We start from the raw sequence: 12712 nt of genomic DNA, 5'->3' as shown, positions 1-12712 counted from the left end.
ATTGATTTGTCTTTCAACATAAACCCAAATTCATGATAAGGGGTGTTGATTTGCATCTACCATCAACTTTCTGTCACTACCTTACTCACCACTACTTCATTTATGCCTATTTAATTGTACATAAAAACACCACAGCATACGCGCTTTACTCTATAAGGACGCGTTACCGTGGTGCCACCTTAGTTAACAATACTTTGTTCACTCTTACTTTATTAAAGTTTAAAATTCTAGACCCAATTCGATTAATATGTAGTGCCAATTTACATCACCCATTGGCTTTCTATTTGCTACAAATCATATTATCTACTTCATTCATAGAATTGTTTGATATTTCTTATATTTCAGTATAATACAAAACTCTATTTTATTTGTCAACGATCAATTATAAATTTATTGGAGATAAACAATATGCGTATAAAAGATTTTGAGTTGCATCAATAGACTCAATATGAGTTCTTTCAAGCGCGTGAGATGACTCTATACCAGCACCAAATAAACCATGACGAATGTCTGCACCTGCTTTTAGTGCTGCTGATGCATCAGAGCTATAATAAGGATAAATATCAACTTTATAAGGTATGTCATTGATTTTACATAAATTTATTAAATGAGATTTTAATTCTTTATGATAAGGACCTGATCCATCTTTAGCACAAATCGATACAGTATATTCATCTGAGGTTTGACCATCGCCTAGCGCTCCCATATCAAATGCAATAAACTCTACTATCTTATCCGATATTGATGCATTTGCACCATATCCTATTTCTTCGTTATTAGAAATATAAAACTGAGTCGTATGTGGCAATTGCGTTTCTTCTTGTTTAAGTTTTTCAAGCAGTTCTAGTATCATTGCTACACTTGCTTTATCATCTAAGTGTCTTGATTTAATAAATCCTGATGATGTAATTTCAGTTCTGGGATCAAAACTTACAAAATCTCCCACTTCAATCCCTAAATCTCTTGTCTCTTGATCAGACGTTGTTTTTTCATCGATACGAATTTCCATATGTTCGCCATCTCTAGGTATTTCATGATTATTTCTGTAAACATGGACACTTGTTTCATGCAAACAAATCGTTCCTGTATATACTTGTCCTGAATCAGTTTGTATTTCACAATACTCCCCTTCAATCGCGTTATATGTAAATCCACCTATTAAACTAATAGATAATCGACCATCTTCTTTAATTTCTTTGACCATCGCGCCTAGTGTATCTACATGGGCAGTAATGCATCTTTGTTGTTCATCATTTTCACCTTGAACTTCGATAATTAAGGCACCTTTATTTGTTGTCTTAGTATCATAACCTAACGCTTCAACTTTGTTCTTAACATAATTAATTGCTTCCGTAGCATTACCAGATGGGCTATTTATTTCTGTAAGTTCTTTTATTGTTTTCAATACTTTTTGCGTCATCATTATCTCCCCTTTTTTAAAATAATTATTGATAACATTTTATCGTATTTTTAGAACTATCACTATTAATTCATTCATTTTGCTATTGTTTATCTGCACACTCTACCTTACAATGTACATATTCTGAAAATTTTGAAATAAGGTGATTCATCATGAAAAATATTTTATTTATAGGACTCGGTTTGATTGGTGGCAGTTTAGCTAGCAATTTAAAATATTATCAACCTAATCTTACAATATCAGCATTCGACGCTGATAAAGATCAACTTGAAAAAGCATTATCAATAGGAATAATTGATAAAAAAATTGAGGACTATAGTGAAGGCGTAAAAAATGCAGATATTATCATTTACGCTACTCCAGTACAACAAACTGAATTATACTTAAAAGAATTACCTAATTATCAAACACAATCTCATTTAATTGTAACTGATACTGGTAGCACTAAATCTAATATTCAAAGCTATGAAAAGTTTCTCTTAAACAACGACATTCATCTTGTAGGTGGCCATCCTATGGCTGGAAGTCATAAATCTGGCGTTCTAAATTCAAAAAAACATTTATTCGAAAATGCTTATTACATTCTCGTTTATGATGATGCACGTAATGCTGAATCGGCTAAAAAGTTACAAACATTGTTATCAACTACATCTGCAAAATTTATAACAACATCAGCACAAGAGCACGATTATGTTACTGGAGTTGTGAGTCATATTCCCCATATCATCGCTTCAAGCTTAGTTCATTTGAGTGAAACAAACTCAAAGAATCATACTCTAGTAACACAATTAGCAGCTGGTGGCTTTAGAGATGTCACACGTATAGCTAGTAGTAACGCAGATATGTGGAGAGATATTACGTTTAGCAATCAAGAAAATATATTACACCTATTAGAAATGTTGCAACAACAATTAGATTCAATTTCATCCCATATTCGTTTAAATGATACTAATGAAGTCCATAGTTTCTTTTCAGGTGCTAAAAAGTTTAGGGATCAACTTCCCGTTAAACAACAAGGTGCACTGAGTATTGCGTATGATCTCTATGTAGATATTCCAGATAAATCAGGTATGATTAGCAAAGTAACTTCCATTTTGAGTTTACATAATATTTCTATAAGTAACTTAAAAATCCTTGAAATTCGTGAAGATATTTTAGGTGCTTTGCAAATTAGCTTTAAAACTCCTGAAGATCGTGAACGAGGCATTAAGGCGCTCAGTGATTTTGAAACATACATTCTATAATAATGTCCTCCTAATACAATGAAGTGCGCTCGATTTCTTTTAAATGCGCATTTCATTGATAGGAGGATATATTTTACATTTTATGCCCTGCCATTAAGCCCAAGCGACCATGCTTTGTTCCAGCATCAGTGTAAGATATCGCTTTAGATACGATTCCCTTACCATATTTGTTTTGTAAGTAATCAATGGTTTTAGCTAGCTTTTCATCTCTTCTTCTTTCATATTCGTCTATAAATAAGTTAAGCTGGCGGTCTTCCTCATTAATAAGTTGTGTCAATGATACGCTCAATGTTCGATACAGTGCATTCTTATCACACAATTGATTCGCATAATAATTAACTACTTTATAGATGTCGCGTTCTAAGTTTGTCGCATCTGTTAGTGTATATTGCTTATGAACACCACCGCCTTCTGTATAACCAAATGAAAAGTGAATTGTTCTTGCCAATTGTTTACGTGCTCTTATTCTACTAGCAACGTCTTCTATCAATTCTTGCATTACAATTTTCGATTCCTCAAACCGATAATCTCTCATCAGTATTTGGCTTTTACATATGGATGGATTAGTAACATTATATTTTTCTCTCAATTTACTTTGATCAATACCATTAGCATGTAAATGCATATCTATCCCTAATACACCAAAATCTCTTTTAAGAAATCTGTATGGATATTGAGCTAAATCTCCAACAGTTACAATCCCTTTCTTATTGAGCTTTGCTTCTGTTTTCTTGTTAATGCCCCAAAAATCACGTAATGGCGTAATTTTCCACATTTTTTGTGGGACATCATGATATCTCCATTCTGTAATACCGTTGGATGTATGTTTTGCTTCAATATCCATTGCGACCTTACTTAATAACATGTTTGATCCTATACCAATAGTGCAATATATCCCTGTTTTATCTTCTATTTCCTTTTGTAATCTTTCTGCAAATGATTGTACAGTAGAGTTAAATCGATGATAGCTATCAGTCACATCTAAAAAGAATTCATCTATACTGTATTGATGTAAATCTTCTCCCGGTACATATTTAAGCGCAATTTTAGAAATTGCTATTGAAACTTCTAAATATTTTCTCATGCTAGGATTGATAATATAAATATCATTACGATGCGGAATCTCGAATAGTCTTGACCCTGTTTTGATACCAATTTCTTTTAATTTAGGTGTAGCTGCTAAAACAACCGATCCTTGTCTTTTAGTGTCTGCAACTACTGCTAACTTTGTTTCTAGAGGATTCAATCCCTTTTGGATACATGATACACTAGCAAAAAAACTCTTTTGATCGATACATAATATGTCTCTTTCTTCCAATAAATTATAATCATACATGCCAAGATACCTCCCTTAGTCATTTTTATTATATACGAACATTTGTTCTGTTTCAATAAAAATAAGAACTAATGTTCTTTATTTTGTTTTGGAGTACTGTCCTAAAACATGCTATACTATGGATGAAATTACTAATTCAAGGAGGAAATAAGATGCCAATCATCAATGTTAAATTGTTAGAAGGACGCTCAGATGAACAATTAAAAAATTTAGTAACAGAAGTAACAAATGCAGTTGAAAAAACTACTGGAGCTAATAGAGAGGCAATTCATGTGATTATTGAAGAAATGCAAAAAAATCACTATGGCGTTGCAGGAGTTAGAAAATCAGACGCAGAATAAAACTTTAATTAGTTTACATAATAATATTATGGTGTTTATTAAAGTCGTAAAAAAGAGTGCACCCAATCGAGTGCGCTCTTTTACGTTTTAGTTATTTAGAAATTCTTTGACAGCTTTTTTATTTTTCTCCTTATCAATCTCTAAGGCACTGCCATCGTTATTTGTATTAATATTCTGGTACGAATTATTAATTGGAACCGTAAGAGATTCTACGTTCTTATCTCCTCTTATACCGTAACTAATACCTGTTTGGAAGATAGCTGAATTTGGCATACTTGTATTAATATAGCCCCTTAATATACCAGCTACTTTAGGCAATTTTATTACTGAGCTAGGTGTAACTAACTCTTTTTTCAACGTCTGCATAACTTGTTGTTGACGTCTAACTCGCCCAAAATCTCCTTCCTCATCATGTCTAAATCTCGCATATCCAAGTAATTCTTTACCGTTTAAACGATGATGACCTTTTTTAAGAGATACGCCAATATTTTCAGACATATCTTTTTCTACGTCCATAGGAACGCCGTTAGGTTCTAATTCATCAATCATCTTTTCAAAGCCCGTAAAATCAATGACTGCATAATATTCAGGATTAATACCTAAATTCTTATTTAAAGTCTTTCTAAGAAGTTCAGGTCCGCCAAGTGAATAGGCTGCATTAATTTTATAATTCTGATATCCAGGTATTTCCGCATAAATATCACGCATCACTGACATCATTTTCATTTTCTTATGAATATAATCATATTGAACTACCATGATGGAATCTGAACGCGACTTACCACCGCTAGCTTTGTCAGCACCTAACACAAGTACAGAAATCTTACCGTCATTTTTTACTGGTCCATTAAACTTATGTACTTTGATATCTTTTGCATGTTTCTCAGCGTAATTAACACCACTACGATAACCATGGACAATATAGATAATAGCTGCGATTAGCAATATCAATATAATCAAAATGATAAAAGGTAATTTACGTAGCTTTTTCTTATTCCGTCGTTTAGAAGGTGTCTGCGCGTCTGCTTGTCGTCTGTATACTGTCTTATCCTTCTCTTCTGTCATATTTACCTACCTTACGTCTAGTAAAAATCTTCAAAATTGTATATCTATGTACTATAATTATATATAATTAAATTATAGAAGTTGCTTTGAAAAATCAAGCGATTTTTAAATAAATGGTACTAAGGTCCAATGAAAGGATGGCATAAATGAATATTAATACAGCATATTTTGCTGGTGGGTGTTTCTGGTGTATGACCAAACCTTTCGATCAATTCGATGGTATAGAAACAGTAACATCTGGCTATATGGGTGGTTCAACTCACAACCCTACTTATGAAGATGTGAAAAGTGGGACCACAGGACATTATGAAACTGTAAAAATTGAATATGATGTTGCATTGTTTTCTTATAATAAATTATTAGAAGTATTTTTCTCGGTTATTGATCCCATTGATGATGGTGGCCAGTTTCAAGATAGAGGTTCACAATATAGAACAGCTATATTCTACACGAATGAGGATCAAAAAAGACTTGCTGAGCAATACGTTCACCAACTCGAGCAAACAATTCATTCAGAAAAAGCAATAGCGACTAAAATATTACCCGCTTCAACTTTTTACAAAGCAGAAGAATATCATCAAGATTTTTACAAAAAGAACCCTGAGCGTTATGCTCAAGAACAACAAGACCGAGCAAATTATAAATCCAATTAAAGTTTTAAATAATCAAAGGCACCCTTCAAAGTGATTATCACCCATTCACTTGTTGGATGCCTTTTTTTAACAATTATTTATGACGAATAACTCTCATTACTTTTAACATACTATACCATAGTGAACTATCTTTTCTATAAACCAAAAATCTTGGTTCCCAATTTGGACTATATTTTTCTTTATACTTACGTAGTCCTTGAAAGCGATATAGACCATTGAAGTGTTCAAACACACGCCCAGCTACACGCTCTCGTGGGTAAGAATAATTTAATTGACCTACATTTGATAAAGTTGCCATACCCATGTTAAATGCTTTATAGCCTTTATCTTTACCCCAAAGTAACATATGTAGATATAGGCCATCCATTAAAGGTAAATCTAAATCAGGTAACCAACGAATTAAATCTACTGAAATAGCTTCATTATAATAAGTAGGCATTAAAGTGCAAAACGCAATGACTTTACCTTCCTCATTCTTCATTATTCCAATAGGTGCTTGTTGTAAATACTCTTCTGTAAATTGACCTACTGAAAAATGCATTTCATTACGTCCATCTAGCCATTGATTACTAACTTGTTTTAATTGAAAAATGAGATCTTTCGAAAAAGGTGGCTCTAAAATTTCAAATTGAATATTTAAATCATCAAATTTATTAAGTGTTGCTCGGAAACCACGACGTTTCTTTCCTGATGTCGTAAATTGAGTTAAATCTATAATGGCCTCTTCACCAAGTTTGAAAAACTGATTACCAAAATTATGATATAGCGGCATAAAGCGATCTGACACTTGATAGAATATAATGTCATAGCCTAACTTTTCACCGTAGTTATAAAAATCAATAAGTAAAGACTGAAACGCCTTCGTATCACCGATTGGATCTCCTAACACAACAAGAGCGTTACCTTTGTAGCGATACATTAAAAAAGCTTGTTGCGCTTCATGCATAAAGACATCTTTATCTCCACTATAGATTAAATGACTTAAATAATTGCCACCATACGTTTCAATAATTGATTTACATCTCGATAAATCTTCTAATTGATGTGGTCTAGTGTATCTAGACCCCAATAACCATGCGACGATACCTACAAGTATGACTACGACAAGAATAGTTAACCAGAAATAATATTTCAATAAAGAAGTATCCATTTCAATGTGGTAAATATCAAGTGCATATAAAGTTTCTGAAATTATAAAATGATTAACATACAATACCAGCATACTTAAAATAATTGTAAAAATTAAACGTTTTAATCTGAATGGTCGTTTCATCACTTTAGAACGACGATAAGCGAGAATAAGTAATATAAATATTAATAAAATCCATGATAAAAGAATTAAAGATGCATAAGTATATATTGTTGCACTAAATATTAAAACAAGTGAAATCATTACAAACAAAATAGCACGTCGGCTTTGTTTAAATACACCTCTAACATTGATAAGTAATAATAAGCAAGCACTTGTATGTACAGATAACATAATATAATATGCGAAATGATGATCATCGTATAAACCATCATAAACAATTGTAATGTTATTAATAAAGAAAACAAAACTTGTTATTAGTACTAACGTAGCTAAGGCAAATGATGGAATCTTGGCAATAATATCTTTTTGATAAGAGAATAAAAAAGATGTTACATCTCTTGCAGGTACAAAATATTTAGATTCTTCGAAGTATTTTCGCGCAGATGATCCAAACTCAAATGTAGATAAAATAAGTGCAATAATAACTGGTACAAAGTAATAAGCGAAACGATATAATAATAACGCTAATAATACTTTTTCTTCAGGAACGCCTAAAGACTTAAGACCTAATAATACAACTAAATCGAAAGCACCGAAGCCACCTGGTATGAAACTAACCAATCCAGAAAGAGCAGCAATGATGAATATACCGATAACAGTCGTGAATGCTATGTTAATATCTACAATAACTGTTGATAAATAGAGTACTGTCGCAGCTGCCAGCCACTCAAAACTTGATACTAATGTGCAATAAACACCTAAATATTTATTGTTACGATCAATAGGGTTAATCATGGTATAGGCAATAAATAAAGGTAAAAATAATGCAACAACATATAAAATCCATCGAACCCAACTTACTTTATTTATTATATGGGAAGCATCAAAGATATGTAACACGACAAGGATTGATAAAAGACTCAAACCCATTAACATAGAAATCAGTATGATTGAAATGGCATGAACTAATTTTTTTCTATCAGTTGTATAATTTTTATAAATAAATGCTCTAAAACCAGCCCCTATAAATCCACCAAAGCCAACAATGGCATTAAGTGCATTAATGATATAGCTGATTTTAAAAACCCTAATAAGTGGTATATCAAGTTTTAACCCTTTTACTAAGATAAGATCATACAAACTTAGTAAAATCATAGCTGAACCACCGCAAATGAATAAGCCAACTAGATACCAACGATTAATTTTGCTAAATGCTTCAAGTGTTTGTTTAAAATTAATGTGTGCTAATTCATGATATAGCGTTGCAACAACTGCTATAAATAAAACTGCAGCAAAAACAAATTTGAGTATTGATAATAATCTATTCTTAAGTTCTTCAGTCATGTCATACCTCTACCTTTACCTACGATTATTTAAAAATATATCATACCTTCATTTGAATGAACATATGAATATGTATAACTCATACTAACAGTATTGTAATGTGTGTAAGATTAAATACTTTCTTAAAAAAGACGGGAACGAGACAGAATCCAAAAATGAATTCATTATCTCATTCCCGCTAGGTAACTAAAACTGAGAAAGCTAGATAAACTGGCTTTAACACTTAATACTCTTTTAGAGTTTATTCAGATTGAGTACATTCTTTAGTTTCTTCTTTTTTAATTTCATATTCTCCTGAATCATCACCATAATACTTGTTATAACGACGTTTAAATAATAAGAATAGGTGTGAGACTAATACTTTAAGTATTGCATAACCAGGAATACCTAAAATAACACCAACAATACCTAATAAATTACCAGCACTCAATAAGATGAAAATAATCGTTAAAGGATGAATTTTCAATGTTTTACCCATAACATTAGGTGAAATGAAATGTCCTTCAATAAATTGAACAAGCGTCCATACTACAATTAATTTCAATAACATGAAAGGCGATGTAATAATCGCTATGATGATGGCTGGTGAAATAGCAATCGTTGGTCCTAGATAAGGTACAACACTTGTAACAGCAGCTATACAAGCAAGTACAAGACCGTAATCAAGACCAATAATTGAATAACCTATAAAGAGTAAGATACCAATACAAAATGAAACAATAATTTGACCTTGGATATATGATCCAACTTGTACACTCATTTTTTCCATTAAATCATGGTAATCTTTTCTAAATTTAGGTGGCATAATCTTCGTTGAATACTCTTTAAATTTGTGACCATCTTTTAACATGAAGAATAATACAAAAGGTGTTGTGACAAGAACTACACCTACATTAACAATAGCTTCTGCAAAACTTCTAATTTTAGTTCCAAATCCATCAAAATAACTCGAAACCATAGAAGGTATCTTATTGGAAACTGAGTCTAACCAATCTTGTATTTGAGTATAAAATGATGATAAGAAAGAAAAATGTGTGACTTGATCTATAGCGTTATTAAATTCATCTACATATTTAGGGAAGTTGTTAGCTAAACGTGTGATTTGATCTCCAATAAGCGGAATTAATAAATTAATAATTAATGTCGCTCCACCAACAATAGCTAAAAATACAATAATGATTCCTAGTAATCTTGGAATATTATATCTCTCCATCAAATTAATCACTGGATTAATAAGATAGAATAAAATAAGCGATAAAATAATTGGTGCTACAATTGTATTAAATATGATGATAAATGGTTCAAAAACATAAGAAATTTTATCAAATATAAATATTACAATACCTATGAGCACTAATGAAAGCAAAGCAAATAATAAATCTTTACCGCCTAAGAATTTCATAAAACGCGTTTCTGTAAAACTAAATTTTTTTGCGTTTTTTTCTTCAACTTGCTTATTTTCAATTGCCATGTTTTTCACCATACCTTAACTTACTATTAAAACTATAGCTATTTTACATCATAACACAAAAATAATTAAGTGTTCCTTAGTTATGCGATGAACTTATTTGATTTTCAAAATGATAAATATGTAAAGCAAGATACACAATTTCGGAATCATCGATAGGAATATTCAAGTGCTTTTGAATCATTTTTGAAATTTTAAAAGCAGTATTATATGCATTTGGGTAATGATTTTTAACCATATCTATAAAAACATCTTGAGCATATATATATTCTTTTTTATTAAGTCGTCGAATTAAAAATTGAATATGTCTTATAAAACGTTGATATTGAACCGTATGATTATCGATTTCATGATTTAAATCATTTTCAATAATAAGTATACTTTTACTAATCAATTTATTGATCAAAGACATCTCATGTATCGTTAAATCCTCTGTGTTTGAAGCAATGTGTAATGCAATAAATCCAATTTCATCAGGTGGGAACTTAACATCTAGTCGTTGATTCAATTTATCAATAACTTGACTTGCAATAGCATACGCATCACTATATAAATGTTTGGTTTCGATAGCAAATGGATTACTAATAATTTGATTTTGTTTTAATCTTTTATATGCAAATATAATATGATCAGTCAATGCAACAACAAGGTTTTTATCATCTGTAGTATGAGTTGTACTTGTAATAAAATTGACTGATTCAATAATCGCTTGTAGAACATCTTCATCGGCAATTTCAACTAAAGATTTGTAATATTCTTGTTGTTGTTTTTGCTCTAATTTATAAACCTTTTCTATTGAAGCACTTTCATCTAGGGTCATTCCAGCCTTTTTATTAAAGCCAATACCTTTTCCAATGAGAATGACCTCTTGATTATTATAAGTGCATATGATGACGTTATTATTTAAAGCTTTAGAAATGGTATACTCACCCATCATAATCACCTTTCTCTGTAATATATGAATTATAAATCTATTTATTAAAAATGAAAAGATTTCTAACTTAATGTAAAAACTCCTTTCAACGTTTTGAATGAGAGTTTCAACACATTGAAAGGAGTATGAATAAATTCTATTTTAATCAATCACTTAAGTGATTATTTTTTAGGTAGTTGATTTTCTCTACCCCAAGTTTCAATACCAAATAAGTTAATTTCAAGATTCTCTGGTTTAAACACAGGTTTCATACCAGCTTTACGTTGTTTTTGGTAATCTTTCATTACAGCTATCGCTATATTTGAAAGACCAATTATAGAAATCAAGTTAACAATTGCCATTAATCCCATGAATAAATCGGCAGTACTCCATACAGTTTCAGTTTTTACTACTGATCCAACAAATACTAATAAGACAACTAAACATCTAAAAACAAACATAACTACTTTGTTTTTAGATAAGAACTCTATGTTAGATTGACCATAATAATAGTTACCAACAACAGAAGAAAATGCAAATAGCGTAATTGCGATTGTTAAGAAGATACCTCCAGCTGAACCTAAATGTTCATTTAATGCTGATTGTGTAACTTGAACACCTTGAGGTGCATTTTCTCCAAATTTTAATCCTGAATATAAAAGAATCATAATCGCTGTGGCTGTACAAACTAACATTGTATCGAAAAATACACCAAGTGATTGAATTAAACCTTGTTTAACTGGATGTGGCACTGCCGCTGTTGCTGCTGCGTTTGGCGCAGAACCCATACCAGCCTCGTTAGAGAATAGACCACGTTTAATACCTTGAAGAATCGCTGCACCTACAGCGCCTCCTGTAACTTGCTCGAAACCAAATGCACTCTTAATGATTGTGCCAATCATCGGAACAATTTGATCGATATTTAATAATAAGATAACTAAAACCATACCGATATAAATAATAGCCATGATTGGAACAATCAATGAAGATAATGTCGCGATACTGCGGACACCACCAAAAATGATTGCTGCAGTAATAACAGCTAAAATAATACCTGTTACAACTGGACTTACGTTGTACTGTGTATTTAATGATTCTGCAATCGTATTAGATTGAACAGTATTAAATACAAACGCAAATGTTATAGTAATTAATATTGAGAATAAGATACCTAACCATTTTTGGTTCAAACCTTTAGTTATGTAATATGCTGGGCCCCCTCGGAATCCACCTTCTTTGTCATGAACTTTATAAATTTGAGCTAAAGTTGCCTCCATAAATGCACTTGCAGCACCGATAAAAGCAATTACCCACATCCAAAATACTGCACCAGGACCACCTAGTACAATTGCCGTAGCTACACCTGCAATATTACCAGTACCTACACGGGAACCAGCACTAATTGCAAATGCTTGGAATGGTGATATACCTTTTTCACCACTATTTAATGTTTCAGGTTTCTCGGTTAAAGCTCTAAACATTTCCGGCAACATACGTAATTGCACGAATTTAGAACTAATAGTAAAGAAGAACCCTACAGTTAATAGCAATCCAATTAAATATTGCGACCAAATTAAATCATTACCTACCTGAACAATTGTTTTAAACCATCCAGGTATTAAATTATCGAAATCACTCATTAAATCCCTCTCATCTAAAATAATTTAATATCCTAA

10 protein-coding genes are annotated in these 12712 nt (G+C 31.6%); 3 read left to right on the top strand and 7 right to left on the bottom strand.

What is annotated here, in order from left to right:
* Window positions 1-382: 382 nt before the first annotated feature.
* Window positions 383-1420, bottom strand: coding sequence for a M42 family metallopeptidase (locus tag NR218_RS06190; RefSeq protein WP_011275834.1), 1038 nt, complete (start codon window positions 1418-1420; stop codon window positions 383-385).
* A gap of 152 nt (window positions 1421-1572) precedes the next feature.
* Between NR218_RS06190 and NR218_RS06185 the strand changes: the two genes are divergently transcribed.
* A complete protein-coding gene (locus NR218_RS06185; protein ID WP_011275835.1) occupies window positions 1573-2664 on the top strand; it encodes a prephenate dehydrogenase in 1092 nt (363 codons plus the stop codon).
* Between the two features lie 73 nt (window positions 2665-2737).
* Here NR218_RS06185 and NR218_RS06180 read toward each other — a convergent pair whose 3' ends face one another.
* Window positions 2738-4000, bottom strand: coding sequence for a Y-family DNA polymerase (locus NR218_RS06180; RefSeq protein ID WP_011275836.1), 1263 nt, complete (start codon window positions 3998-4000; stop codon window positions 2738-2740).
* A 152-nt stretch (window positions 4001-4152) separates the two neighbouring features.
* On the opposite strand from NR218_RS06180, the gene NR218_RS06175 reads away from it, so the two are divergent.
* A complete protein-coding gene (locus tag NR218_RS06175) occupies window positions 4153-4341 on the top strand; it encodes a 2-hydroxymuconate tautomerase (protein WP_011275837.1) in 189 nt (62 codons plus the stop codon).
* Window positions 4342-4428: 87 nt separating this feature from the next.
* Here the strand turns inward: NR218_RS06175 and NR218_RS06170 are convergent, their stop codons facing one another.
* Entirely contained in the window at window positions 4429-5406 is a 978-nt protein-coding gene (locus tag NR218_RS06170; protein WP_011275838.1) for an LCP family protein, read from the bottom strand.
* 146 nt (window positions 5407-5552) lie between these two features.
* Here NR218_RS06170 and msrA point away from each other — a divergent pair, with 146 nt between their 5' ends.
* Entirely contained in the window at window positions 5553-6059 is a 507-nt protein-coding gene (msrA, locus tag NR218_RS06165) for a peptide-methionine (S)-S-oxide reductase MsrA (protein ID WP_011275839.1), read from the top strand.
* Window positions 6060-6132: 73 nt separating this feature from the next.
* Here the strand turns inward: msrA and mprF are convergent, their stop codons facing one another.
* From mprF to NR218_RS06145, 4 genes are all read right to left on the bottom strand, one after another.
* The gene (gene mprF / locus NR218_RS06160; protein WP_011275840.1) at window positions 6133-8655 is read right to left on the bottom strand and encodes a bifunctional lysylphosphatidylglycerol flippase/synthetase MprF; all 2523 of its coding nucleotides are present in this window, start codon (window positions 8653-8655) and stop codon (window positions 6133-6135) included.
* 241 nt (window positions 8656-8896) lie between these two features.
* Window positions 8897-10126, bottom strand: a complete 1230-nt coding sequence (locus NR218_RS06155) for an AI-2E family transporter (protein WP_265848437.1) — start codon at window positions 10124-10126, stop codon at window positions 8897-8899.
* A 76-nt stretch (window positions 10127-10202) separates the two neighbouring features.
* Window positions 10203-11057 carry a glucose PTS transporter transcription antiterminator GlcT gene (gene glcT, locus NR218_RS06150; protein ID WP_011275842.1) on the bottom strand — a complete coding sequence of 285 codons (855 nt, stop codon included), beginning with the start codon at window positions 11055-11057 and terminating at the stop codon, window positions 10203-10205.
* Between the two features lie 161 nt (window positions 11058-11218).
* Complete coding sequence (locus tag NR218_RS06145; RefSeq protein WP_011275843.1) at window positions 11219-12676, bottom strand: alanine/glycine:cation symporter family protein; 1458 nt, start codon at window positions 12674-12676, stop codon at window positions 11219-11221.
* Between the last annotated feature and the right edge of the window lie 36 nt (window positions 12677-12712).

The organism is Staphylococcus sp. SUC_1.2 (assembly GCF_026222585.1).
Note: the sequence above shows the minus strand (reverse complement) of the source record. Positions and strands in the feature narration are given on the sequence as shown.

Coding starts and splice junctions, on each gene's coding strand:
- NR218_RS06190 (WP_011275834.1), bottom strand. CDS start 1,420: ATGACGCAAAAAGTATTGAAAACAATAAAAGAACTTACAGAAATAAAT.
- NR218_RS06185 (WP_011275835.1), top strand. CDS start 1,573: ATGAAAAATATTTTATTTATAGGACTCGGTTTGATTGGTGGCAGTTTA.
- NR218_RS06180 (WP_011275836.1), bottom strand. CDS start 4,000: ATGTATGATTATAATTTATTGGAAGAAAGAGACATATTATGTATCGAT.
- NR218_RS06175 (WP_011275837.1), top strand. CDS start 4,153: ATGCCAATCATCAATGTTAAATTGTTAGAAGGACGCTCAGATGAACAA.
- NR218_RS06170 (WP_011275838.1), bottom strand. CDS start 5,406: ATGACAGAAGAGAAGGATAAGACAGTATACAGACGACAAGCAGACGCG.
- msrA (WP_011275839.1), top strand. CDS start 5,553: ATGAATATTAATACAGCATATTTTGCTGGTGGGTGTTTCTGGTGTATG.
- mprF (WP_011275840.1), bottom strand. CDS start 8,655: ATGACTGAAGAACTTAAGAATAGATTATTATCAATACTCAAATTTGTT.
- NR218_RS06155 (WP_265848437.1), bottom strand. CDS start 10,126: ATGGCAATTGAAAATAAGCAAGTTGAAGAAAAAAACGCAAAAAAATTT.
- glcT (WP_011275842.1), bottom strand. CDS start 11,057: ATGGGTGAGTATACCATTTCTAAAGCTTTAAATAATAACGTCATCATA.
- NR218_RS06145 (WP_011275843.1), bottom strand. CDS start 12,676: ATGAGTGATTTCGATAATTTAATACCTGGATGGTTTAAAACAATTGTT.